The sequence below is a fragment of the Cyclobacteriaceae bacterium genome, from assembly GCA_013141055.1.
GTDB lineage: Bacteria > Bacteroidota > Bacteroidia > Cytophagales > Cyclobacteriaceae > ELB16-189.
The window spans coordinates 295,627-320,498 of the sequence record JABFRS010000001.1; the positions used below are offsets into that span (position 1 = coordinate 295,627).

General features: G+C 42.8%; 21 protein-coding genes. 15 read left to right on the top strand and 6 right to left on the bottom strand.

Annotated features, from left to right (window positions below; all coding sequences use genetic code 11):
- The first annotated feature begins 10 nt into the window (after positions 1 to 10).
- The gene (locus HOP08_01360; protein ID NOT73544.1) at positions 11 to 2,422 is read left to right on the top strand and encodes an FtsX-like permease family protein; all 2,412 of its coding nucleotides are present in this window, start codon (positions 11 to 13) and stop codon (positions 2,420 to 2,422) included.
- Between the two features lie 155 nt (positions 2,423 to 2,577).
- Entirely contained in the window at positions 2,578 to 2,817 is a 240-nt protein-coding gene (locus HOP08_01365; GenBank protein NOT73545.1) for a DUF1059 domain-containing protein, read from the top strand.
- A 17-nt stretch (positions 2,818 to 2,834) separates the two neighbouring features.
- Here HOP08_01365 and HOP08_01370 read toward each other — a convergent pair whose 3' ends face one another.
- Positions 2,835 to 3,335, bottom strand: a complete 501-nt coding sequence (locus HOP08_01370) for a hypothetical protein (GenBank protein NOT73546.1) — start codon at positions 3,333 to 3,335, stop codon at positions 2,835 to 2,837.
- Between the two features lie 497 nt (positions 3,336 to 3,832).
- Here HOP08_01370 and HOP08_01375 point away from each other — a divergent pair, with 497 nt between their 5' ends.
- Positions 3,833 to 4,396 carry a hypothetical protein gene (locus HOP08_01375; GenBank protein NOT73547.1) on the top strand — a complete coding sequence of 188 codons (564 nt, stop codon included), beginning with the start codon at positions 3,833 to 3,835 and terminating at the stop codon, positions 4,394 to 4,396.
- Positions 4,397 to 4,678: 282 nt separating this feature from the next.
- Here the strand turns inward: HOP08_01375 and HOP08_01380 are convergent, their stop codons facing one another.
- Together HOP08_01380 and HOP08_01385 are read right to left on the bottom strand one after the other, a co-directional pair.
- On the bottom strand, positions 4,679 to 5,449 hold the full coding sequence (locus HOP08_01380; protein ID NOT73548.1) for an ABC transporter permease subunit: 771 nt from the start codon (positions 5,447 to 5,449) through the stop codon (positions 4,679 to 4,681).
- Complete coding sequence (locus tag HOP08_01385; protein NOT73549.1) at positions 5,446 to 6,354, bottom strand: ABC transporter ATP-binding protein; 909 nt, start codon at positions 6,352 to 6,354, stop codon at positions 5,446 to 5,448. The genes HOP08_01380 and HOP08_01385 overlap by 4 nt, the downstream gene beginning before the upstream one ends.
- Before the next feature lie 218 nt (positions 6,355 to 6,572).
- Between HOP08_01385 and HOP08_01390 the strand changes: the two genes are divergently transcribed.
- The 5 genes from HOP08_01390 (at position 6,573) to lgt (ending at position 10,433) form a co-directional block, all read left to right on the top strand.
- Positions 6,573 to 7,985 carry a histidine kinase gene (locus HOP08_01390; GenBank protein ID NOT73550.1) on the top strand — a complete coding sequence of 471 codons (1,413 nt, stop codon included), beginning with the start codon at positions 6,573 to 6,575 and terminating at the stop codon, positions 7,983 to 7,985.
- The gene (locus HOP08_01395) at positions 7,982 to 8,665 is read left to right on the top strand and encodes a response regulator transcription factor (protein NOT73551.1); all 684 of its coding nucleotides are present in this window, start codon (positions 7,982 to 7,984) and stop codon (positions 8,663 to 8,665) included. Before HOP08_01390 ends, HOP08_01395 begins: the two co-directional genes overlap by 4 nt.
- A 286-nt stretch (positions 8,666 to 8,951) precedes the next feature.
- Positions 8,952 to 9,452, top strand: coding sequence for a sigma-70 family RNA polymerase sigma factor (locus HOP08_01400; protein NOT73552.1), 501 nt, complete (start codon positions 8,952 to 8,954; stop codon positions 9,450 to 9,452).
- On the top strand, positions 9,439 to 9,627 hold the full coding sequence (locus HOP08_01405) for a hypothetical protein (protein NOT73553.1): 189 nt from the start codon (positions 9,439 to 9,441) through the stop codon (positions 9,625 to 9,627). Before HOP08_01400 ends, HOP08_01405 begins: the two co-directional genes overlap by 14 nt.
- Positions 9,624 to 10,433, top strand: a complete 810-nt coding sequence (gene lgt, locus HOP08_01410; GenBank protein ID NOT73554.1) for a prolipoprotein diacylglyceryl transferase — start codon at positions 9,624 to 9,626, stop codon at positions 10,431 to 10,433. The genes HOP08_01405 and lgt overlap by 4 nt, the downstream gene beginning before the upstream one ends.
- 355 nt (positions 10,434 to 10,788) lie before the next feature.
- On the opposite strand, the gene HOP08_01415 is transcribed toward lgt, so the two are convergent.
- The gene (locus HOP08_01415; protein NOT73555.1) at positions 10,789 to 11,913 is read right to left on the bottom strand and encodes a beta-lactamase family protein; all 1,125 of its coding nucleotides are present in this window, start codon (positions 11,911 to 11,913) and stop codon (positions 10,789 to 10,791) included.
- A 553-nt stretch (positions 11,914 to 12,466) separates the two neighbouring features.
- Between HOP08_01415 and HOP08_01420 the strand changes: the two genes are divergently transcribed.
- The 7 genes from HOP08_01420 (at position 12,467) to HOP08_01450 (ending at position 22,002) form a co-directional block, all read left to right on the top strand.
- Positions 12,467 to 14,047, top strand: a complete 1,581-nt coding sequence (locus tag HOP08_01420) for a PAS domain S-box protein (GenBank protein NOT73556.1) — start codon at positions 12,467 to 12,469, stop codon at positions 14,045 to 14,047.
- Positions 14,044 to 14,442, top strand: a complete 399-nt coding sequence (locus HOP08_01425; GenBank protein NOT73557.1) for a response regulator — start codon at positions 14,044 to 14,046, stop codon at positions 14,440 to 14,442. The genes HOP08_01420 and HOP08_01425 overlap by 4 nt, the downstream gene beginning before the upstream one ends.
- A gap of 556 nt (positions 14,443 to 14,998) precedes the next feature.
- Positions 14,999 to 16,267, top strand: coding sequence for a TolC family protein (locus HOP08_01430; protein ID NOT73558.1), 1,269 nt, complete (start codon positions 14,999 to 15,001; stop codon positions 16,265 to 16,267).
- Between the two features lie 2 nt (positions 16,268 to 16,269).
- Complete coding sequence (locus HOP08_01435; protein ID NOT73559.1) at positions 16,270 to 17,349, top strand: efflux RND transporter periplasmic adaptor subunit; 1,080 nt, start codon at positions 16,270 to 16,272, stop codon at positions 17,347 to 17,349.
- A gap of 16 nt (positions 17,350 to 17,365) precedes the next feature.
- On the top strand, positions 17,366 to 20,458 hold the full coding sequence (locus HOP08_01440) for an efflux RND transporter permease subunit (protein NOT73560.1): 3,093 nt from the start codon (positions 17,366 to 17,368) through the stop codon (positions 20,456 to 20,458).
- 68 nt (positions 20,459 to 20,526) lie between these two features.
- Positions 20,527 to 21,105: a PorT family protein gene (locus tag HOP08_01445; GenBank protein NOT73561.1), complete on the top strand. Its 579-nt coding sequence runs from the start codon at positions 20,527 to 20,529 to the stop codon at positions 21,103 to 21,105.
- Positions 21,106 to 21,114: 9 nt separating this feature from the next.
- Positions 21,115 to 22,002, top strand: a complete 888-nt coding sequence (locus HOP08_01450; protein ID NOT73562.1) for a cation transporter — start codon at positions 21,115 to 21,117, stop codon at positions 22,000 to 22,002.
- 16 nt (positions 22,003 to 22,018) lie between these two features.
- On the opposite strand, the gene HOP08_01455 is transcribed toward HOP08_01450, so the two are convergent.
- Positions 22,019 to 23,743: a HAMP domain-containing protein gene (locus HOP08_01455; GenBank protein ID NOT73563.1), complete on the bottom strand. Its 1,725-nt coding sequence runs from the start codon at positions 23,741 to 23,743 to the stop codon at positions 22,019 to 22,021.
- A gap of 1 nt (position 23,744) precedes the next feature.
- On the bottom strand, positions 23,745 to 24,869 hold the full coding sequence (locus HOP08_01460) for a sensor protein KdpD (protein ID NOT73564.1): 1,125 nt from the start codon (positions 24,867 to 24,869) through the stop codon (positions 23,745 to 23,747).
- Between the last annotated feature and the right edge of the window lie 3 nt (positions 24,870 to 24,872).

Here is a 24,872-nt window from a genome sequence, read left to right on the forward strand (position 1 = left end):
CACTCCTCTCATGCTCAGAGCCTACTTCACGATCGCCTGGAGAAACCTCGCCAAAACAAAAGGCTATTCCTTTATCAATATCGGCGGACTTGCTCTGGGCATGTCAGTCGCACTCATTATCGGTCTCTGGGTAAACGATGAACTTTCATTCAACAAGTATCACGACAACTATGATCAGATTGGACAGATTATGAAAGCCGGCACTTTTCAGGGAAAACATTATTCAGGTCAAAACTATCTTCAGTACCCGATGCTCAATGAACTACGGACTACTTACGGCGCGAACTTCAAGTATGTCGTCCCGCGACAAGGAAAATACGATGCCATCCTTTCCATTGATGAGAAGAAAATCTCCAAGACTGGAACCAACATCGGAGAAGACGGACCTGAGATGTTCACATGGAAAATGTTATATGGTGGTCGTGGAGGCTTAAAAGATACTCAGTCAATCATGATCTCAGAGTCGACCTCTCATGCATTGTTTGGTACAGGTGATCCTGTTGGAAAGATCGTAAAAATTAACAACGAGAAAGAGGTTACGATCTCCGGGGTCTTTGAAGATTTTCCAAAGAACTCAGAACAGTATGGTATCCAGTTTGCCCGTCCCTGGGAAGCTTATCTTTTAAGCAATCCATGGGTCAAGGATCAGGGATGGCAGAATCACTTCTTTCAGATCTATGTCCAGTTACAACCCACGACCAACTTCGAAAGTGTAGAGGCAAATATCAGAGAACTTGAAATCAATGCTACACGCAATCTCGATTACATGAAGGATTGGTTGAAATATAATGCTGAAGTCCATGTTAACCCCATGAGCAGGTGGCACCTGTATTCTGATTATAAAGAAGGCACTTTGCAGAACGGTCCGATACAGCTTGTTTGGTTCATTGGATCGATTGGCGCATTCGTGCTATTGCTTGCGTGTATCAATTTCATGAACCTCAGCACTGCACGTTCGGAAAAAAGAGCTAAGGAAGTCGGTGTGCGCAAAACCCTTGGATCCGGTCGCAAGCAACTCATCGCTCAGTTTTTTGCAGAATCATTTCTTGTGGTCTTCATCGCGTTCGGCTTTGCCTTGCTGCTAGTAATTGCATCCCTCCCATGGTTTAACACGATCTCACAAAAAGCAATGCAACTTCCATGGAACACAACAACATTCTGGATTGCCAGCATTCTGTTTTTGGTTTTAACCGGAGTTCTTGCCGGAAGCTATCCTGCACTTTACCTGTCATCATTCAATCCTCTTAATATCCTGAAAGGCTCATACCGTGCGGGTAGAATGGCTTCGATACCACGTAAAGCACTGGTCGTTGTGCAGTTCACCGTATCCATCATGCTCATCGCCTCTACCGGTGTCATCTACCATCAGTTGATGTTTGTAAAAGATCGACCCGTAGGATATTCACGCGAAGGACTGCTGATGATGCAGAAGAAGGGCAAAGAGTTCTATGAGAAATTCGAAACACTTCGCACTGAACTCAAGAGTTCGGGTTCGGTTTTGGAGATTGCTGATGCCGGTGGAGCGATCACCACAACGTGGTCTGGCAACAACGGCTTTTCCTGGAAAGGTTTTGATGCTTTGGCAGATAATAATTTCAGCACCCTCAATGTCTCTGCAGATTTCGGAACGACCGTCGGATGGCAGGTGAAAGATGGCAGGACTTTCTCACGTGATATCGCGAGCGACTCATCAGCGATCATCATCAACGAGTCTGCCGCCAAACAAATGAAGCTTGAAAATCCTGTTGGCGAAACTGTGCATTGGACAAACCTCGCGTGGAACATGGATAAAGACTTTCACATCGTTGGCGTCATTCAGGACATGGTAATGAACTCACCTTTCGAACCGGTTCATCCAGCCATTTATCTTAATATGGGTGGCGCTGGCTGGATGTATCTTCGGATCAATCCGGAAATGAGCACTGCCGAAGCATTACCTAAAATAGAAGCAACCTTTAATAAAGTAATTCCAGGCGCACCGTTTGATTATAAGTTTGCATCTCAGGAGTATGCAGCCAAGTTTGCAACGGAAGATAATGTAGGCCGGCTTGCTGTGGTATTCACCACACTTGCGATCATCATCAGTTGCCTTGGATTATTCGGACTGGCGTCGTTTGTGGCGGAACAGCGCACAAAGGAAATTGGAATACGTAAAGTGTTGGGGGCATCTGTTCCGAATTTATGGAGAATGCTATCAGGTGAATTTGTAGTGTTGATCATTGTGTCCTGTCTCATTGCAGTGCCTTCCTCCTATTATTTTCTTTACAATGGAATCAGCGGATATGATTATCGCACAGAGATCGCATGGTGGATCTTTGCTGCTGCTTCCGGTGGAGCATTAGTGATCACGCTGGTGACGGTGAGCTTCCAGGCTGTCAAAGCAGCACTGGCAAATCCGGTGAACAGTCTGAGAACGGAGTAATTTGTCTAAGGTTGGTGTTTTTCTTCAAACTTCACCTTGTCTAAGGTTGGTGTTTCACCCACCTCACCAGGGTTTTTCACCAACCTTCATTTATTTGTCTTAGATTGGTGTTTTCATCAACCTTACTAAATTCACATTGTAACCAAACACATTCTATGAAAACAATGACCTGCGAGGAATTAGGAGGAGCTTGCGATCAAACCTTCAGTGCCAACACCTTTGACGAGATTGCAAAAATGGTAAGCATGCACGCTCGGGGAATGGTAGAGAAGGGTGACATGGATCATATCAATGCCATGAATGAAATGCGCAAGAACATGACCTCACCGGATGCAATGAAAGGATGGATGGATGAGAAGCGTAAGGCGTTCGATGCGCTGCCGGACGAAAGCTAATTGGCAATATCAAATACTCACTTCTTCATTTTACTTAACTGAAACTCATGTCGTTTCAGGTGCATTTCAATAAACCACAACCATTCATACCGGGTTAGGTACCCTATCGTTGGCAGTTCTATGTCTGCACAGATAACCGAGAGATCACTGTTATCAATGATGGTAAGATCTTTTTCCCTGACACGCTTCAACTCACTCAGCAAATCATTTTTTACGCGAGGCTTGTTATCCGGACGCAGCTGCTCCGGGGACTGAAACTTCTGATTGAGATCCTCCCACCATGGACGGATTCTGGGAAACATCTCATCATACGCACGATCTGATTCACGCGTACTTTGATCCGGCACTCCATCCGTTGCGAGTATAATATGAGTGGCCACCTGAGCAGGCGTCCATTCGGAAGACGGAAAGTGCTTATTTACTTCGTCGTTCTGAAATGACGAAAACTGTGAAATGAATTTATCAAACGCAGCTACCAATGCTGTCCGAAGTTGTTGCTTGTCTTTGTCTGAAATCATGACTCAAAGATCAAAGTAGAAAGCAACATCTGTGGGGTGCAAACACGACAAAAGAAAGGTGAAATGTGCCGATGATCGTAACGCCTTCCAATCATCTTCCTCTCAATTATTAAGGACTTTTCATATCACATCCTCTCAAAAAAGGCCTCCCTGAACAGATCATATCCGTTTCAAAAACCCTCCAAATCGCCTGAATTTGCAGTTTTTCAAGGTCCCTGTTCTCTGTAGGAATACTAATTCGAAGATTATCAATGAGTTATCTGAGATTTATCGAAGTTTAATTAGGTTCTAATTAGGTTCTAACTAGGTTCTAATTAGGTTCCAATTAGGTTCTACTTAGGTTAGACATAAGTACTTAATATATCTTAATGATATTCCATCTAATTTTTTCTTAGCTCCGTGATGGATCTTTTTCAGAGAACGATTAAATTCATATCAGAGTGAGCGGCTTAAAAGGCCCGCTCCAAATCCATTTCATAGCTTAAAATCCCATTGTTATGAGAAAATTGAAGGATCAAACAGAGCTTAGCGGCGTTTTCGGAGAAAGCATAAGCGTCCGGAAAGTGAATGGCAGACTTGTCTTTACCAATCGCCCTAAGAAAAAGAGAGGGGCACCAACGCCAAAAGAGATCGCTCATCGTGAAAGACTGAGTGAAGCAGCGCAGTACGCAAAGAGCGTTGCACAAGATGACGAGTTGCGGGCATTATACGCCGCTCGTGTCAAAGGAAAACATGAGTCAGCTCAATCGGTAGCGATCGGAGACTTCCTCAACCCTCCTGCTGTAAGTGCTATTGAAGCTGCTAAATATCGTGGAGCCATTGGTAACATTATCTATGTACATGCTTCCGACGACTTCCAGGTAATAAAAGTTACCATTACGATCATTGATGCTGACGGAGTGGTTGTTGAAGAAGGTGAAGCTGTGAATGACAGCAAGATGCGTGTCAACCGATGGAAATATAAAACTGTTGCAGTAAACCCAACGTTGAAAAGTACGAGGATCATAGCAGTAGCATACGACCGGCCGTGGAATGTCGGGAAGAGAGAGGTTATTGTTTAAAGATTATATATAGGTTGGTGTTTTCACAAACCTAAGACAAAGTAAAAATACCAACTCAAGACAAGCCCTTTCCTATTACTCGAATGCCTTAGGTCGGTGTTTTTCACCGACCACGGGTAAATAATATCAAATAGGTCACTTCTATCTAATAGGTTGGTGAAAACACCAACCTAAGACAATATTTTTTTCTACAAGCAGCTCGCTCAGCGGACTTAGCTGATACTTAAAAATTCTTATCATGAGATCTGGCGATTGCTCCTTGTTCATATTTAAGTATTTGACCTAAGACCTTACCCTCTTTCCTTTGAATTCCATAAAAGCTATCGTAAGAAAAGCAATCATGTAACCAACCGACAGCCACTGAATCCCTACGCTAATAGTTTTGAACTTTTTAATATTCACAAGGATTGAGAGAGCGAAAGGAAACCTGGTAAGGATAGATTCAGTGTTAAACTCGAACACCAGAAGCGGGCCAACCGTACAAAGTATGATGCCGATGCCAAGGGATATGATAAAATTCCGATATCTTAATGCCAGCCAGAACTGAAGGCCACTGATGCCTAATGCTGCAAAATACGTTCGCGCGTTGACCGATAGTATCATATCCCAGCTATTGAGGTAGTCGAAAATCTTAAAGTCCGGATACATTATGTTGATCGGCACGGCAGCGATCAACATCAGGACGTTGTGCATGATCAGCATCATAATAATGAAAGCTTGCAACACGAGGAACTTTGAAGCAAGAAGCGTGTGCACTTGTTGCGGAGATGCCATCACCTGCTTCCAGGTGTTATTCCTATGTTCAATCTGCAGAAGCAGTGTGCTCATGAGTACAATAAACATCGGAAGAATCAGGAAGGCAATGAACATCCACCCTTCTGCGTAATAGGTCCGAAACGGATCTATTCGTTCAAGGTTTCCATTGGGCGTTCCATCCAGATTTTCAAGGAGCATGACAACCGGAACAAATGCAGATGCCAGTATCGTAAAGTAGATCAGCGACGTTCTTTTTATTTTAAGAAATTCAGCGCGAAGGGTTATCAGGAGATTCATGACTTTGTGGTTAAATCCAGAAATAATTGTTCAAGGTTGTTGTTCTGTGGGTACATGGAGAATACCTGCAGTTGGTTGTCGATGAGCATCCTGTTGATGTGTCCGGTACGAAAGTCGTCCATCAGATCAATCGAAAGCATGCTATCAACCTTTTCCGGTTTATAATGTTCAAGGACTGCAGCCGCTTTTTCATTATCAGATGTGCGGATCAACAATTTGCATTTGGCCTGCTGCTGAAGTTCGTCAAGCGATCCCTGGAATACCAGGCGACCATTCGCTATGATTCCTACATGGCTTACAATTTTCTCAACCTCAGCAAGAATATGGCTTGAAATCAGAACCGTCACCCCATGTTCCTTATTCAAAGTTTTAATCAGCTCACGGAGTTCAATCATTCCATTGGGATCAAGACCATTTGTGGGCTCATCGAGGATCAGTAATTCGGGGTTAGGTAATAGGGCGAGTGCAATGGACAGTCGCTGCTTCATTCCTAACGAAAACTTCTTCACCCTCTTACTTCCTGTATCGGCAAGACCAACAATATTGAGAATCTCACTGGTTCTCGTTGGAGGCATTCCATAAATACCGCGATAGACCTCAATGTTTTCACGGGCGGTAAGGTGTCCATACAACGAAGGGGCTTCGATGAGGGAGCCAACGCGTTTCAGGATTTTCATCCGGTCGTTTGAAAGTAATTGTCCGAACAGTTCAATGCTTCCTTGCTGTTGACGGATGAGCCCAAGAAGAAGACTCAACGTTGTTGTCTTACCCGATCCATTGGGTCCAAGGAAACCATAGATCTCACCGCGCTTCACCTCCATGTCAAGGTTGTTTAGCGTGGTGACACCGGTCGAGAATTGATAGCTAAGACCAACAGTTTTGATAGCTAAAGATGCGTGTGTCATGAATTTGTTTGCGTTTTCATGATGCAAGATTAGTCTGATGTTGAGTGCGCGTGCGCGAATTGTGACCAAATCACAGGAAGATGTGCTGGTCTGATCAGAGGTGATGGTCAGAAGGGTACAGTGTGAAATGCAGCTATCTGATCAGAATTCCATCACACTTTTAATGTGTTTCATCACATTTGAATCACGTGCATCATACTTTGTATTAGCATTACAGTGTGAAAAATCTATTGCAAAGAATCTGGCATCGCGAGCCAACCATCCTCAGCAGGTTTGAAGTCCTGTTCCCCACATGCTTATTCCTGATCGGTATGATTACTGTAGCAGAAGAAGCCGTTGACGGATACAACTTTCTTTTCTTCCGCCATATGGCAGGCCTGGTTCTGTTCCTCATCGGGTTCCTCATACTTAATTTCATTTGTATTCCGGAATTGATTGCAAGAAAGTTTGTACTTCGAAATATTGCTATCGTAGTCATTGCTATCATCACTCCCGCCATCGCAATTGGTGAAGAAGATATTCTTATAATACCTCCATTTATTTTTCTGATCTATACCTGCATTAAGTATACTGGACTTTATATCTGGCGACACGGGGACTCTATTCAAGATAAGTACCTGTACATTTCACCAGGGGTGATTTTGGCTGTCGTGCTTTGGCTGGTTAGCTTATTCTTCTTTTTTATTGACGACACGGAGGCTGATATCATCGCCACATGGGTCACGCTGATTCCAGTTGGAATCGCTCTCTACTCCTATTCATTCTATACCCTCATTCCGAAATCACTGAAACATCGCAGGCCATTTCTTCGCTATTGCTGGACAGCGATTTTGGCATTGCTGATACTTACTATTCCTGCCGGTGTGTTCGCGTTTGTTATAACACGCGACGGAGAATTGCCGTCATCCATCAGCTTGATCAATTTCTTTTTTCAGATTGGAGTAACGGTTCCCTTTTCATGGATCGTATTTAAACGATACAACCGTAACAAACAAGAAATAACCACCCTTAAACAGGAGCTTGGACAGTGGGTAGCGAACTTTGATTTTCTGCGTGCGCAGATCAACCCACATTTTCTTTTTAATTCGCTGAACACCTTATATGGAATGTCCATACAGGAAAATGCATCCCGCACAGGCGAGGCGATCCAACGGCTTGGTGACATGATGAGATTTATGTTGCATGAAAATATGCAGGAGAAGATTCCGCTTGCGCGGGAAGTGGAATATCTGAAAAATTATATCGCGATGCAGCGTCTCAGGACGGATGTGAATCCTGACATTGTTATCGAAACCAGTATTGATGGAGAGCAGGCTGCTGGTTTCTTACCACCGATGCTTCTGATTCCTTTTGTTGAGAATGCCTTTAAGTATGGAATCAGTTTCAGAGAAGTTTCCTTCATCAGGATCCGACTTGCTGTCCGTGGAGAAAATCTGGATTTTGAGATCCAGAATAGCCGGCACCCGCAAATAGCTAACGACCCGGAAGCCAGGAAAAGCGGTGTAGGTCTTAATAATGTAAGACAGCGATTGGAACTTTTTTATCCGGGTATGCACAAGCTTGAGATCATGGAAACACCTACATCGTTTTTGGTCTACCTGTCATTGTCTCTATCTTTACGCTCACTATGAAGGCCATTGCCGTTGATGACGAGCCCATTGCTCTTGAGATCGTTAGTTCACATGCTTCTAAAGTTCCCTTTCTGGAATTGAAGGGATGTTTTACTGACGCCTTCAAAGCTCTGGAGTATTTGCAAAGGGAAAGCATTGATCTTCTCTTCCTCGACATCAAGATGCCCGACATTTCCGGCATCGAGTTTTTTAATAGTCTTAGTAAGAAACCATTATTGATCTTCACTACGGCTTACCCGGAACACGCGGTTACCAGCTTCGAATTGGATGCAGTCGACTATCTCCTTAAACCATTCTCTCTTTCGCGCTTCATCAAAGCCTGCAACAAAGCGAATGAGCTTCACAACTTCAGGCAGAAGGTGGAAAGCAGTGATCATCTTTTTCTTAAAACAGGCTATGAGCAGGTAAAAGTTATGTATGACGACATCTATTACCTTGAGGCCACCGGTAATTATGTAACCTTTGTACTGAAAGAGAGGAAAATTCTTTCCCGTTCCACATTCGCAGAAGCGGTCAATCTATTGCCTGCAGGAAGATTTATCAGGGTGCATCGCTCTTATATTGTAAGCATAGACAAAATCGACAAGATTGAAAAGCATCAGGTTACTGTTGGGAAAGTCACGATCCCTGTGAGTGAGGCTTACGTGACGGAGTTGAGTACTGCGATGAAGAGGCAGTGAAATAGCTTACTACCTTTTGTTGGTGAAAACATGTAGACAAAATTAGGTTGGTGAAAACACCAACCTTAGACAGAACCTCAACGACGAACTTATTACTTGAATTGCCTTTGGTTGGTGTTTTCACCAACCTCAACGCCACCTCAGACTTTTTTTAGATAAGGTTGGTGAAAACACCCACCTTAGACATTCCATTCTCATCAAAATCGTAAATTGGTCAGAAATATTATCTCCTGCCTGTGACAATTCTTAAAATTGTGCTACTAATAGAATAAAGAACATAGCTCAAGTGGAATTGCAAAAGCAGAACTTTATTAAGATCATCAATGACAATCAGGGGATTGTCAGGAGTCTTTGTAAGGCTTACTACATCAGCTATCAGGATCAAAAAGACGCCTATCAGGATATAATCCTACAACTCTGGAAATCCTTTGATACATTCCGCGGAGAGTCGGAAATCAGTACCTGGATCTACAGGGTAAGTCTTAACACCCTGCTCGCCAAGGTGAGGAAAGACAGAAACAAGATTATCACGGAATCATTAGTGGCGTCGGATCTTATCATCAGGTCGACTCCCATGGCGGATGATGATAAAGAACTTCTGACCATGATACTCCAGTCCTTAAAAGACTTCGACAAGGCAATTGTCATTTTGTATCTGGAAGGATACAAAAACAAAGAAATCTCACAGATACTAAACCTGACACCCACTAACGTGAGTACCAGAATCAATAGAGTGAAGGCAGAACTAAAAGCAAGATTCAAAAATCATCTCCATGAATTTAAATAATCTCAAACCCGCGTGGAGACAGCTCGTACTTTTTAATTCCATGCAATCCATGGATCAAAAAGATATCCTGTCTATTATTGAACAGGCCGATATCCGGTCAGCAAGAAGATTGCCAGGATTACTGATCAACACATTGATGTTTATCATCCTAACGGTTTGTTGTCAGGGAGGATGATTGCTTACATCATCTGGGATATAGATCCACGGGTTTTCGCTGGTTTAGAATTTTTACGATGGTATGGATTCTGTTGGGCCGTTGGAATGCTGGCAGGATATCAGGTCATGCTAAGAATTTATAAGCATGAAGGTCTTTCGCAAGCCGATCTGGATAAGCTTACCGCATATGTAGCCGTTGGCGCTATTCTTGGAGCCCGCTTCGGTCACATTCTTTTTTATGATCCGATCTATTATCTGAATCATCCGATTGAGATTCTTCCCATCCGGATGGATCCGACATTTCAGTTTACAGGATTTGCAGGATTGGCTAGTCACGGAGGAATCTTGGGTGCTTTGTTTGCTTTGTATCTCTATTGCAAGAGGCATACGAAAGATTTCTTATGGACGCTGGACAAGCTAACCATTGCAGGAACATTATTAGGAAGTTTTATAAGATTCGGCAATCTGATGAATTCAGAGATCATTGGAATACCCACGCAGGGACCCTGGGCATTTGTATTTACCAGGATCGATGAGGTTCCGAGACACCCCGCACAACTCTATGAAGCCTTGTTCTACCTGGCGCTGGCTTCAATCTTGTTTCTCTTATGGAAATCAGGGAAGGTGGAGCGTTATAAAGGTTTTTTATTTGGACTTGGTTTTTCATTGATCTTCGTGCAGAGATTTCTGGTTGAATTTGTAAAAGAGAATCAGGTAGCTTTTGAAGAGAGCATGGTGCTAAATATGGGACAGATATTAAGCATACCATTGGTCATATTCGGAATTTCGATTATGGTATGGAGTTTAAAAAAGCATGAGCTTTAGTTTTATCACAGGGTTGGTGAAAAACGTCAATCATAGACAAGACATGGGTCGGTGAAAACACCAACCCGAGACAAAGATTCCGTAGTGAAGCTTATCCTTCATTTAATTTTTGCTTACCAAATGATGGGTTAGCAAGCAATAAAATAAACAGGCCGCTCCTATGGAGCTTGGTCAATTACTAATATATTTTTTCTACAAACAGGTCGCTCCTATGGAGCTTAGAAAGATTCCGTAGTGAAGCTTATCCTTCATTTAATTTTTGCTTACCAAATGATGGGTTTGCCTTAGGCCGGTATTTTCACCGACCTAAGCCTCTATAACATGATTGGTGAAAACACCAACCATAGAGATTGAACTAAAACAAAAACAACTTCTTAACAATGCGTGTTCTCATTTTAAGATAGGCCTTTTTGAATTTCGGTGCGGCTTCACGCAATCCGGTATTACAAAGAATCACAACCGTCATGTCCTGCTTCGGAAAATAATATGCATCGGTGGTAACAGCAACTCCCCTGCCGGAATGTCCCATTAAAAAACTATACGGGAAACTTTTATCTGCCATCAACCCCAGTCCGTAGTCAGGCGACTTATCATTGTTCCAGGTCTGCATCAGTTTTAATGAAGCTTCATTAAGTATTTTCCCATGCATAAGGTCCTCCAGAAAGTGAGCGACTTCTTCAACCGGTGCATAAACACCATCATCTCCCTCCAGCCAGTTGGTAGTTTCGATGGTCTCACGCGTGAGGTCATCCACCACACCATTCTGATCCATATCGCCATAGTAGGATATCGCATTGGATTCAGGTTCCTGTCGGTATGAGGTATTCAGATATCCATGTTGCTTGAGAAGTTTTCTCAGGTATTCGGAATGTCCTTCCGGAACAATCTTATCGACGATCAAAGCAAGCAGAAGATAATTGGTGCTGCTGTAGTCATAACGTTCTCCGGGAGTAAACAAGGCAGGCTTTCCAAAGACATAACGCCTGAGTGCATTTGTCCTGCTTAAGGTGTCAAGATTGAGCGCATCTGAAAAGTATAATTTCAAGAGTTGGGGATCGTGTTCATAGTTTACATATCCCGTTGTTTGTGCCAGCAGATGCTTTATTGTAATATCGTTTCCATTGGGAAGATTCGTGACAATCTCGTCAGAAAGATATTGAGACATCTTATCATCCAGTTTGATCCTTCCTTCTTCCATCAGCTTTAGAACTGCTACAGCATTATACATCTTACCGATGCTGGCCAGTGAAAAAATATCATCCTTTTTCATAGGCGTTTTTGTCCGGATGTTGGAGTATCCGGAAGTAGCGGTCCACTCCCTCCCGTCCTTTGTACGCACATAGACGGAGACACCTGTCAGGCCCTGTGCAGTGGCATCATCCAAATATTTACGGATTTTCCAGATTTTTCCAGGTGGGGTTGCATGAAGAGAAAGGGATAGTATTGTCAATCCCATACATAAATAAACAGATGCTTTCAATCTAATTGTGTTTGATTCAGCCCTAAAGACAACCAATTACGCTTGCACCCCTATTCTATGAGCAAATATATTTTATAAGAGTAATACAAACAGGCCGCTCCTAAGGAGCTATGACAATTACTAACTGCCTCTTTTTATAAACATGTCGCCCCTACTTGGTTCAGTTTCGCCTATACTTCATGAGCCGATAATGGTGAGGTTGGTAATACGACAACTTGAGGCAAACACAATATTTTTGATTTCTTATAGTCAGAGAGTTCGTACCGCTACCGAGGTAAAGGGTAGTTCAATTTATAATTAAGGCCAGATACATGGATTATGTGTATCTTACCAGTATCGATTCAGGGCCCTCGACATCTATAGAATCGCTTACCGTTTTTCACCCGTCCATCACAACCCTACTGGACATTCACTAGCGAACGATCTCGGCTAATCCCGTCAAATGTTGCTTTTGTTAATTTATATAAGGCTTAAAATATAAGCTGTTTGACATTTTCTGCTATTCAACCAGGACTGACAATTGGGTAATCATCATAATACAGGGCCGAATGAAATGAGTGTTCCAAAAAAGACCGGCGATCAGCAGATCTCACCGGAATACATTAACCACATGTTATCGATTGTGGAATCCTCTGATGATGCCATCATTTCGCAAACCCTGGAAGGCATTATGAGCAGCTGGAACAAGGGCGGTGAAAAGATGTTTGGTTTCACAGCGCTCGAAGCCATTGGCAAACATGTCTCTGTTCTAATTCCGCCGGAATATCTGGATGAGGAAGTTAAACTTCTCTCCAGAATAAATAACAACGAAACGGTTGATCACTTTGAGACCGTACGCTTAAGGAAGAACGGAGAAAAGATCTTTGTCTCCCTCACCATCTCACCGCTGAAAAACGAAGAGGGAAAGATCATCGGCCTCTCAAAAATCGTCAGAGATATAACCGAGAGAAAATTAGCAGAGAGAGTAAGCATCAAGACAGAGTTATTTCAGAATGTAGAAAAAGAATTGCGCGCGGCAGAGCTTGTGAAGGCAAATGAAGAGCTGGTTTTCCAGAACCAGGAAAAAGAAAAGAGAGCAGCAGAACTTCTCATTGCAAACAAAGAGTTGATCTTTCAGAATAAGGAAAAAGAAACCCGTGCTGCAGAATTGATCCTGGCAAACCGGGAGCTTGCATTTCAGAATGAAGAAAAGGAGAAACGGGCAGCTGAATTAGTGATCGCAAATAAAGAGCTCCTCTACCAGAATGAAGAGAGAAAGAAAAGAGCTGCTGAGTTAGCGATCGCCAATGAAGAGCTGGCATTTCAAAATAATGAAAAAGAGAAACGGGCCGCCGAGTTGATCCTTGCAAACCGTGAACTTGCTTTTCAAAATGAAGAAAAAGAGAAACGCGCTGCCGAACTAATCATTATCAACAGCGAACTGGCTTTACAAGAGATAAAACTTAAAAAGCATAACAAGGAACTTGAACAATTCGCCTATGTGGCGTCCCATGATCTACAGGAGCCATTGAGGACAGTATCAAATTACATGCAGGTGTTTGAAGAAGATTACATGCCTCTGCTGGATAAAAAGGCATTGGGCTATCTGGCAGCTGTCAATAGTTCAACAGAGAGAATGAGCAACCTCGTCAAATCCTTACTCGCATTCTCCAGGCTCGGTAAAAACTCTGTATTAAAATCAGTGGATTGCAATGTACTCATCAGCGAGGTCATTGCAGACCTTCAAACGATGATCACAGAATCCGGTGCTGATATCAGTGTTTCAGAGATGCCGGTATTAAACTTATTTGAAATTGAGGCCAGGCAGCTATTCCAGAACATTATCATCAATGCGATAAAATTTCAGAAGAAGAAAACCCGTCCTAAAATAAAGATCTCATCAAGAAAGATGGATGAGCTGTACAGTTTTTCAATAAGTGATAATGGGATAGGAATTGATTCCACTCACTTTGAAAGGATCTTCGATATCTTCCAGCGTCTTCCCACCCAGGAAACATATGACGGAAATGGTATTGGCCTGGCGAATTGCAAAAAGATCGTTCAGCTGCATGAAGGTGAGTTGAGCGTAGAATCAGTTATCAATGAGGGAACGACCTTTCATTTTACTATAGGAAATTTAAAAATAAAACAATGACAAAGAAACTAAGTTGCATCATGTTGATTGATGATAATGCCAATGATAATTTTTTTCATGAACGGGAAATCAATAAATCAGATTCAAATCAGCTTGTCGTTGTTAAAGACTCCGGCGAACTGGCATTGGAATATATCAGCGCGGGCACTCTCCCACTGTCAAACCTGATCTTGCTTGACATCAATATGCCAGGAATGAATGGTTGGGAATTCCTGAAAAAATATGGCGAGCTTGATATCAAATTACGGGAGTATGCAGTTATTATCATGCTCACTACCTCCGACAATATTGACGACCGCACCAGAGCCAGCGAGTTCCCTTTTGTCAAATCCTACACTACCAAACCACTGACCCGACAAAAAATTGATTCTATCTGCAAGACGTTCTTCATTTAAGTATTAATCAAATAATATCCACTGATCCTTAAAATTGCCCTACTCTTGTCTTAATGGATCAACAGGATTTGAAATCGCGGTCTTGAATGCCGGAATGCTCATTCACTCATAGCAAAGTATGATACCGGCGCGGCAGGTAAAGACACTATCGGACGCCCTTTGCTGCCCCTCTATTGGTTTGGGAGCTTCAAGAATCCGTCGCTTCTGGAAGTCTCTATGATAGCAATTCCTACAAAAATTCACTGCTGTTCAAGATAAGGAATTTTAGTAGCGCACAGAGGGAAAGATCAATCCAGTCTTTTAGTAAGGAATTAGAAAGAGCAACTTCGATTGGATATCTCTTCAATAACTACTCAATCATATGATAGGCGTTTCACCTATTTTATTACGCATTACACATACCGATAGCCTGCCATGCATAAAGAAAGATTAAAACAAGGTTAGAAATATATTAATGAGATGGTTCGTGAACTAACATAGTGTACTTTCACACCATTAGATAATGAGCTTAATCATAAGGATCTTCTTGTGCCCTACTCATTAGTTAACCCTCGCAATGCCCCCTATCAAAACGCTACGAAAATTAAAGCTGGTTATCATGCTGACTTGTTTTGTCAGCATGGATGGAATGTGTCAGGATACTTTGCGTCTCAACCTTCTACAGGCGGACAGTATCTTTCTTATAAAAAACCTTTCACTGCTTTCTCAGCAATTTAATATTGCCGCAAGTGAAGCATTGATACTCCAGGCTCGTTCATATCCTAATCCTATTTTCACGGCCGACGTAAATGCCATCGATAACGAGAACAACAAGATCTTTCATGTAGATAATACAGGTCAGAAGGCATTTGGACTTGAACAGCTGATTATCCTTGGAGGGAAAAGAAAAACGGAAATTGAAATCGCGAAGCAGAATAAATCTGTTGCCGAATCTGAGTTCTCCGATCTTCTCCGGAATCTTCAAAAGGAATTACGAAACAGCTTTTTCAATCTCTACCAACAACGTTCTGTTCTGGAGAAATATCATCGCCAGCTTCAACTGCTCGACACCCTTATTGGATCCTACGATATTCAGGCACGACGTGGAAACGTTCCCATGAAGGATGCCATACGTCTCAAATCTGTTTATCTCAAGATCAACAACGAGAAAGCCGCGCTTGCATCACTGCATGTTGAGGAGACAAAAAAAATGCAATTGTTGCTTCAATCTCCTTACTATATCCTTCCCGGCATTGACAATCTCTTCTTCGATAAGCTAAAGGTGACAAGCTCTTTTGATGAGCTGCTGGAAACAGCAATAAAAAACCGGCCCGACCTGAAGATCGCTGAAGAACAGGTTACCCTTTCAGGGCTCAACAGCAGGTTGCAGCACAAGCTTGCCATTCCCGATATTATCGCCACAACTTCTTATGATCAGCGAGGAGGAGCTTTTCAGAATCAGATCAATGCCGGACTCACGATACCCCTGCCCCTCTGGAACCGTAACCGTGGAAACAGACGGGCGGCAGATTTTTATCTCAAATCATCGGTTGCGTATCAGCAGCAGGCAAGAATGATTGTTGAGACAGATGTGAGAGGTGCGTGGCAAAATCTCCTGCGCAGTATGAATGAATACGAAAAGATAAAAGCAATTTACACGGATGATTTCGATCAGGTATTCCAGGGAATCAATATCAATTTCAAACGCCGAAACATTACCATACTTGAATTTGTAGACTTCTTTGAAGCTTACAACGAATCCCTAACCGAGTATGCAAGGGTAAAGACGCAGCTGGCCATTGCCACAGGAGAGATCAATTATGTGACCGGCACCAAAATCTATTAATGATGAAAATGAAAATCTTCCCAGTCCTGGCTACAGGTATTATTCTCATGGGCTGTACACAAAAGAATGATGAAGCGAAAGAACCGCCATTCATTTTGAGCGAGGCTATGATGCAAAGAAGCGAGTTCACCGTTGCTCATGTCGAAGAGGCAAAGAATGAACTCAGGCTTTTCGGAAAAATAGCGGCAGATAACGCACGTCAGGCACAGGTATATCCTGTTGTGAGCGGAAACGTTCTACAGATCAGCGTGGAGCTTGGTGATCTTGTAAAGCAGGGACAGGTGCTTGCTTCCGTCCGGAGCAGTGAGGTCGCAGACTTTCAGCGCCAACTGCTGGACGCTCGCTCCGATGCTGCGGTAGCAGAGAAGAATCTGCAGGTCGCCAAAGAGTTGTATTCAGGAAAACTTAACTCCGAGCGCGATGTAACTGCCGCAACCAAAGAGCTTGAGAAAGCAAAAGCAGAACTTGAACGCATCACACAGGTATACTCAATTTATAATCTCAAGGAAGGCTCAATCTTCAATATCACTGCTCCCATCAGTGGATTTATTGTATCGAAGGACATCAACAGGAATGAGCAACTGCGGAGCGACAAATCAGATGTCATTTTCTCCATTGCCCAGATAGACGAAGTATGGGCTCTGGCAAATGTTAATGAGTCTGACATATCAAAAGTTGCTGTCGGATACGATGCCTCTGTAAAGACCATCAGCTATCCTAACAAGTTATTCAAAGGCAAGATCGACAGGATCTTCAACGCAATCGACCCGGGTACAAAGGCGATGAAAGTGCTGGTAAGAATCCCGAATCAGAACCTTGAACTGAAGCCTGAGATGAACGCTACGATTATTGTAAGCTATTCAGAAAACAAAAAGCTCATTGCCATCCCTTCTTCCGCTGTGATCTTTGACAAGAGTAAGAACTGGGTGATGGTATACACTGATCGCAGTCATATCGAAACACGGCAGGTAGAAGTTTATAATAACCTCGGAGAGATCACCTATCTCACTTCAGGTTTGAAAGATGGAGAAACCGTCATCTCAAAAAACGGCCTGATGATTTACGACGCCCTTAACGATTAACGGACGACAACTCTCCATGAACAGATTCATCAGAAGCATTATTTCATTTTCATTAAAGAACAGGATCTTTACTTTTTTCTGGGTTGGCTTGTTAACGATGGCTGGAACGATCAGCTATATCAATATTCCCATCGAAGCTTTTCCGGATGTAACGAACACACAGATCATCATCGTTACTGAATGGAATGGACGAAGTGCTGAAGAGGTAGAACGCTTTGTCACCACTCCCATTGAAATTGCAATGAACTCTGTTCAGCGCAAAACCAATGTCAGAAGCATTACAATGTTCGGTCTTTCAGTGATCAAAATCATCTTTGAAGATAATATTGAAGATTTCTTTGCGCGACAGCAGGTGAACAACCAACTCCGGAATGTAAAACTTCCGGATGAAGTGGAGCCCGATGTTCAGCCTCCATATGGTCCTACTGGTGAGATCTATCGCTATGTTTTAAAGAGCGACACCCGAGACACCCGGGAATTACTGACCATTCAAAACTGGGTCATCGACCGGCAACTACGGGCAGTGCCTGGTATCGCAGATGTTGTTGCGTTCGGCGGACAAGAGAAGATCTATGAAATATCCGTTGATCCTGTCAAGCTGCAGAAATATGACCTGACACCACTGCTGGTGTTTGAAGCTGTCACAAAAGCCAATCTGAATGTCGGTGGAGATGTTATTGAAAAGAATGGACAGGCGTATGTCGTAAGAGGCCTGGGACTTTTGACTTCCGTAAAAGATATTGAAAATACTATTGTCGCTGATTACAATGACAACCCTGTACTGGTAAAGAACATTGCTTCGGTACTGGAATTAAGTGCGCCGCGTGTAGGCCAGGTGGGATTAGGAACCAACGATGATGTGGTGGAAGGAATCGTTGTGATGCGCAAAGGAGAAAATCCAAGTGAAGTACTGGAGAGATTAAAATCAAAAATCGACGAACTGAATACCGTCGTCCTTCCTCAGGACGTGAAGATGGAAGTATTCTACGACCGCGATAATCTGATGAGGTATTGCACACGGACCGTTTTAAACAATCTGGCAGAAGGAATATTGTTCGTTACCGCCATTGTCTTCCTGTTTATGGCCGACTGGCGCACAACGTTGATTGTCTCTATTGTTATTCCACTGTCACTGCTCTTTGCTTTTTTCTGTTTGTCACTAAAGGGAATGAGCGCCAACTTACTCTCATTGGGGGCCGTGGATTTTGGAATCATCATCGACGGTGCGGTAGTCATGGTAGAGGGACTATTTGTTACACTGGATCACCTTGCCCATCGTGTTGGCCCTGAACGATTCAATAAACTCTCCAAGCTTGGTCTGATCAGGAAAACAGGTGTCGGATTGGGAAAAGCAATCTTCTTCTCTAAACTTATTATCATTTCTGCCCTGCTTCCCATTTTTGCTTTTCAAAAGGTGGAAGGCAAGATGTTCTCACCGTTGGCGTACACCCTTGGATTTGCACTCATCGGAGCTTTGATTTTCACGCTGACCCTGGTACCTGTACTATCCTCTCTCCTGTTGAATAAGAATGTGCGGGAGAAAAATAATCCGTTTGTTAATTTCTTTAACCGGATAGTGGAAAAAGGATTTGCGATCACATTCAGACATCGCATGATTAGTTTTATTGCATCCCTTGCGATCCTTGGGGTTTCACTTTTTTCTGCTCAATGGCTGGGGACTGAATTCTTACCGCAGCTCAATGAAGGAGCATTGTGGGTCGAAGCAAAATTACCCATGAGTTCATCACTGAAAGAGACTGTCAAGATGGTTGCAACCCTTAGAAAGGAACTTGCAGAATTCCCGGAAGTAAATGGTGTTCTTTCACAAACCGGGCGTAGCAACGATGGCACAGACCCCAGTGGATTCTACTATGTTCAGATGCAGGTAAATCTTAAACCCCGGGAAGAGTGGAAAAGCAAGCTCACAACTGATCAGCTTGTAGAGCAGATGGATCGCAAGCTGAAAAAGTATCAGGGTATTGTATATAATTATTCACAGCCTATCATTGACAATGTTGCAGAATCCGTTGCCGGGATCAACGCATCCAATGCTGTAAAGATCTATGGCAATGATCTGACTGTACTCAATGATCTGGCGGAGCAGGTTGTCACCAAGATCAAAGACGTTCCAGGAATAAAAGATGTCGGTGTTCTCCGGAATATTGGTCAACCGGAAATAAGCGTCTTGCTTGATGAAGAGAAGATGGCGATCTACGGTGTACTCAAATCGGATGCACAAAGCATTATTGAAATGGCCATCGGTGGAAAAACTGCTACCATTAAATATGAAGAGGACCGCAAGTTCGATATCCGCATCCGTTACCTGTATGAGTACAGAAAGGATGAAAGTGAGATCATGCTTTTAATGGTTCCAACACTCCGTGGAGAAAAAATACCATTAAAGGAAATTGCAACTGTAAATATTGTCACTGGCCCGGCTTTCATTTATCGTGATAATACCAAACGATTCATCGGCGTAAAGTTTTCTGTAAGGGAAAGAGATCTTGGAAGCACGATCCGGGAAGCCCAGCAAAGTGTTATGAAACACATTGAACTCCCAAAAGGTTATTCCATTGGTTGGACCGGAGAATTCGAAAACCAGGTACGGGCAACCAAGCGGTTGGGACAGGTTGTTCCAATCAGCCTTATCCTGATTTTTGTACTGCTGCTGATCATGTTTGGCAATGTTAAGGAAGCATCACTTGTGTTAGCGAATGTTCCCTTTGCATTGATTGGAGGAATCTTCGCCTTGCACCTGACGGGTATTAACTTCGGCATTTCCGCCGGCGTCGGATTTATTGCTTTGTTTGGAATCTGTATTCAGAATGGAGTTATCTTAATTTCCGAATTTCAAAGCAACCTGAAACAGAAGTTCGAATTAACGAGAGCGATCACGGAGGCAGTAAAAGTCAGGACCCGTCCCGTGGTGATGACTGCATTAATGGCTGCCATTGGTCTTATGCCTGCGGCGATGTCTACCGGAATCGGATCTGAATCCCAGAAGCCATTAGCTATTGTTATTATCGGGGGACTTGTTTCAGCGACGATCTTTACGCTGCTGATTTTCCCAATCTTTTACTTCTGGTCAGTGCGCAAAAGCCTGCAATAAGAATGACATAGATAAGAATTATTGTAAGTTTAAGTCGGAAATTAAAACCTCCAGCCATTAAACTTAGAATGAAAAGGAATCTACTTGTCTTGATTTTAATTAGCCTTTGTATTCCGGCACTTGCCCAATTCAGCGCGGGAATAAAGGCAGGCGTGAACGTCAGTAACTTTGCCAATTCAAACAATCAGTCATTGATTTCAGATGTCTATAAAAACACCACTGGTTTTCATGTGGGTGTTTTCGGAGAGCTTCCTCTGGCCAAGAAATTTTCATTGCTATCAGAACTACTGTACACACAGAGAGGAACCAACGTAGGGAACGATATAACATTTGGTTACCTGGAGATTCCGGTGCTGGCTTCCTATAAGGTGGCAAAAATCATCAGCATAGACATTGGGCCCAGCGCATCCTATCAGATAGCATCCAACGTCTCATCCATATATGATGCGAAATTTGATTTGGGTATTAACGGAGGTGTACACGTTACCATCGCAGACAAGTTCCTGATCATTGCGCGATATTATCGTGGCTTCACGGCAGTAGATCGAATAAGCTACAATTCAGGACCCAATCCCGGTTCTGCTGAAACCATGTCGTTCTATAATCAAAACTTTCAGATTGGGTTCGGGTATAAGATTATACGGTAAAGTTCGCTGATGAATAACGAACAAACTGCCGTTAAAACAACTTACTTCAGCATCATTGGAAATGCGCTGCTTGCCTTAATAAAAGGACTCGCTGGATTCTTTGGAAATTCCTATGCCCTTCTTGCAGATGCCATTGAATCAACTTCCGATATCTTCTCCTCTATTCTCGTTCTGATCGGTATAAAATATTCCAGCAAACCCGCAGACGAGGATCATCCGTATGGACACGGCCGCGCCGAAACATTGATAACTTTTCTGGTGGTTGGATTTCTGATCATCTCTGCTACCATCATTGCTTATGAAAGCATTCAAAACATTGGAACGCCACACGACCTTCCCAAACCGTTCACTCTGTACATCCTCGCTGGTATTATTGTATGGAAAGAAATCTCTTTCCGGGTTGTTATCAGAAAAAGTAAAGAAACAAACAGCTCTTCCTTAAAGGCAGATGCCTGGCACCATCGAAGTGATGCTATCACGTCGGTAGCAGCTTTTATTGGAATATCAATTGCGCTATACTTTGGACAGGGATATGAATCTGCCGATGACTGGGCTGCACTGTTTGCTTCAGGAATTATTCTATTCAATAGCTATAAGATATTGCGTCCCGCACTGGGAGAGATCATGGACGAGAATGTTTATGGCGATCTGATCAAAGAGATCCGGAAGGTATCAGTAACAGTTCCTGGAATCATTGAAACTGAAAAGTGTTTTGTCCGCAAAGCAGGGATGAAATACCATGTTGATCTTCATGCCATCGTCAATGGCTCACTGACTGTGAAAGAGGGACACAGTCTGGCCCACAGATTGCAAGATGCTTTGCATGAACAAATTCCTTCGCTGGGTAATATTCTGATACATATTGAGCCGAGTAAAGTCGCCAGCCAGGTAGATTAAGTCAGTTGAAGTATCATTACTTATCGACCGGCAATGAGAAACTGAAAATACTACCCTTTCCGGGCTCACTCTCTACTTCTATCCTTCCGCCCTGCGCTTCAATAAACTCTTTTGAAATAGCGAGACCGAGACCAGATCCTGATGGAGACCCAGGCACCTGAAAGAACTTCTCAAATAGTCGGGTGACGTATCTCTTTTCAATGCCCGGCCCGAAATCCTTTACCGAAAAAACCACAGTATCAACCAATTGATGACAGGTAAGTTTTACTTCTCCATTCTCAGGACTATATCGAATGGCGTTGGTGAGAAGATTGACAAGCACCCAGGTTGTTTTATCGAGATCAGTTTTAATACTTGGTAATCCTGATGACGCTTCCATGGAAATAACAACTTTCTTTCGTTCCGCATGAAATTTCACGGCCTCAACGGCATACCGAATGATGTCATCCGGAACTACTGGCTGAATATTCAACTTGATATTGCCGGTCTCCACCTGTGCCAGATCAAGCAATTCATTTGAAATTTTGGATAATCGTGACGTCTCGTTATTGAGTGTAATCACTATATCTACCTGCTCTTTGTTTAATTCACCGATACGGTTATCCTGAAGCAATTTTATACCCATCATTAGTGAAGCAATAGGAGTCTTCAATTCGTGAGAAATGGTAGCAATGAAATTTGTCTTTGCAAGATCCAGTTCTTTATAGGGGGTTACATTCTTAAGCATAATCACACGCCCAATGGGAAGAGCATCCTTCTCGCCTGTAGACTTAAGTATGATAGTGATATTTTCTTTTGAGAAGTAATTCTCCTTGCCATTGATTACCACTTTGATCAATTGAGAATCTGTTTTGCTCTCTTCTCCATTCAGTCTCACCAGATTTCTGAACAAGTCGTTTTCTACCGCGATATCAGGAGCGTATCTGCCAATTGTTTGGATTGAGTCAAGATTCAATAGCGTGAGTGCTGTATCATTGACGAATACTACCTTTCTGTTTTCATCCAGACCAATGACAGGGTCTGACATCCGATTGATAATCGTCTCAATTCTCTTCTTCTCAAATAAGATCTGTGCCAGATTACTATGATCATACTCATCCAGCTTCTCAGCCATCAGGTTAAAAGCTTCTGCCAACTCCCCAAACTCATCTGTTCTGTTCAGGCGCAGTCGCTCTTCATAATCCTTGTTGGCAATTGATTTAATGCTATTGGTTAATAATACAATAGGACCAGCCACATACCCCGGGAAATTTATAATGAAAGTAAAAGCAACAAGAGAAATTACAGATCCTAAAATGATCAGGTATGTTGATGCATGATCTGCCGTTTCGGTGGTTATTTCGTTCTTATAAATAATAGCACGCATATTAATATCCTGAAGCGAAAGGCATAGCCTTCGCATTTCAGCAATCTCATGTTCAGTAATTCCTTTATTTCTGATTTTTTCATACGTCCTTCTTAGCTGAAGTGTCAGTTCCTGCTCACTCACTTCTGTGATATTCATTTCCTGAAGCAGAAGGTTCTTCTCAATTATTGCAAAGCTCCTTGAGGAATCGATAGCGATACTGTCAGAACTTTCAATAATACGCTTGGTGTACTCCAGGGATTCATAATTATCCTTTAAAATGTTTTCGGCATCAACTGACAGTTCTTTCAGATAGAAAATACTAAGAGCGATAACACTCAATATGGCCACAAACAGGACCACCAGCGCCAGTGCTATTTTGGTTTTTATTTTCATATCAGGAGAGAATAATCAGGTCAGTGTCAGATTTAGCAAGCCGCTTTAAAAGCTGGTTAAAAACATTCGTTCTCATTATTACTTGAAGCAGGTTCAAATGGGGCTTTCCAATACAAACTGTTGTAATGTGTTTTTCTTCCGCCACTCTTGCAATAGACGCAGGTATATTATTGTGCTTCACCTGAATCACTTCCGCTCCTAACTCAGTTGCATTTTTGAAATTGTTAATAAGATGCCGCTGTAGCGAGAGCTTAATACGATCAGGCCCCTCTTTGTCCGCCTGAACATAAAGCACATACCATTTCGAATTATAATACCCTGCGAGCCTGGCAGTCTTTCTTATGATCATTTTAGAGGTTTCGTGATTACTACCAATACAAGCCAGAAATCGTTCATGTCGTAGCCGATGATCAAGTGTCACTTCTGCATCAACCTTTCGCTCGACTTGCGATGCCACCTCTTTTAATGCCAGTTCACGTAATTGCAGAATCTTCTCAGCCTGAAAGAAATTACGCAAGGCAACCTCAATCTTGTCTGCCTGGTAGATCTTACCGTCTTTCAATCGGCCAATAAGTTCATCTGCCGTCAGATCAATATTGACTACCTCATCGGCAAGCTGCAAAACCCGGTCAGGAACACGTTCTTTAATCTCAATGCCTGTGATTTGCTGAACTTCCTTGTTAAGACTTTCAATATGCTGAATATTCAGTGCGCTGATAACGTTAATTCCCGCCTCCAGTAACTCCATTACATCCTGCCATCGCTTTTCATTCTTACTGCCCATGACATTTGTATGCGCCAGTTCATCCACCAGCACAATCTCCGGGCGATTGTTAATGATGGCCTGAACATCCATCTCTTCAAGTTCCTTTCCTTTGTAAAAAATTCTCTTTCGTTCAATCACTGGGATTCCAACTAATAGCTCCTCTGTTTCCTTTCGCCCGTGAGTTTCAATATAACCTACTTTGACATTCACACCACTTTTGAGGAGACTATTGGCTTCCTGCAACATACGGTAAGATTTACCCACACCAGCACTCATCCCGATGTAGACTTTAAATTTTCCCCGTCTTGACTTTTTTATCAGATCAAGGAAATGCTGTACCGATTGCTCTTTGTCAGACATCAT

What these genes read in the sequence shown, in the direction of transcription:
- HOP08_01405 (NOT73553.1), top strand. Translation starts at nt 9,439, where the DNA reads ATGAATTTAAATAATCTCAAACCCGCGTGGAGACAGCTCGTACTTTTT.
- HOP08_01380 (NOT73548.1), bottom strand. Translation starts at nt 5,449, where the DNA reads ATGAATCTCCTGATAACCCTTCGCGCTGAATTTCTTAAAATAAAAAGA.
- HOP08_01460 (NOT73564.1), bottom strand. Translation starts at nt 24,869, where the DNA reads ATGTCTGACAAAGAGCAATCGGTACAGCATTTCCTTGATCTGATAAAA.
- HOP08_01440 (NOT73560.1), top strand. Translation starts at nt 17,366, where the DNA reads ATGAACAGATTCATCAGAAGCATTATTTCATTTTCATTAAAGAACAGG.
- HOP08_01360 (NOT73544.1), top strand. Translation starts at nt 11, where the DNA reads ATGCTCAGAGCCTACTTCACGATCGCCTGGAGAAACCTCGCCAAAACA.
- HOP08_01385 (NOT73549.1), bottom strand. Translation starts at nt 6,354, where the DNA reads ATGACACACGCATCTTTAGCTATCAAAACTGTTGGTCTTAGCTATCAA.
- HOP08_01375 (NOT73547.1), top strand. Translation starts at nt 3,833, where the DNA reads ATGAGAAAATTGAAGGATCAAACAGAGCTTAGCGGCGTTTTCGGAGAA.
- HOP08_01370 (NOT73546.1), bottom strand. Translation starts at nt 3,335, where the DNA reads ATGATTTCAGACAAAGACAAGCAACAACTTCGGACAGCATTGGTAGCT.
- HOP08_01430 (NOT73558.1), top strand. Translation starts at nt 14,999, where the DNA reads ATGCCCCCTATCAAAACGCTACGAAAATTAAAGCTGGTTATCATGCTG.
- HOP08_01395 (NOT73551.1), top strand. Translation starts at nt 7,982, where the DNA reads ATGAAGGCCATTGCCGTTGATGACGAGCCCATTGCTCTTGAGATCGTT.
- HOP08_01420 (NOT73556.1), top strand. Translation starts at nt 12,467, where the DNA reads ATGAGTGTTCCAAAAAAGACCGGCGATCAGCAGATCTCACCGGAATAC.
- HOP08_01445 (NOT73561.1), top strand. Translation starts at nt 20,527, where the DNA reads ATGAAAAGGAATCTACTTGTCTTGATTTTAATTAGCCTTTGTATTCCG.
- lgt (NOT73554.1), top strand. Translation starts at nt 9,624, where the DNA reads ATGATTGCTTACATCATCTGGGATATAGATCCACGGGTTTTCGCTGGT.
- HOP08_01455 (NOT73563.1), bottom strand. Translation starts at nt 23,743, where the DNA reads ATGAAAATAAAAACCAAAATAGCACTGGCGCTGGTGGTCCTGTTTGTG.
- HOP08_01425 (NOT73557.1), top strand. Translation starts at nt 14,044, where the DNA reads ATGACAAAGAAACTAAGTTGCATCATGTTGATTGATGATAATGCCAAT.
- HOP08_01365 (NOT73545.1), top strand. Translation starts at nt 2,578, where the DNA reads ATGAAAACAATGACCTGCGAGGAATTAGGAGGAGCTTGCGATCAAACC.
- HOP08_01435 (NOT73559.1), top strand. Translation starts at nt 16,270, where the DNA reads ATGAAAATGAAAATCTTCCCAGTCCTGGCTACAGGTATTATTCTCATG.
- HOP08_01450 (NOT73562.1), top strand. Translation starts at nt 21,115, where the DNA reads ATGAATAACGAACAAACTGCCGTTAAAACAACTTACTTCAGCATCATT.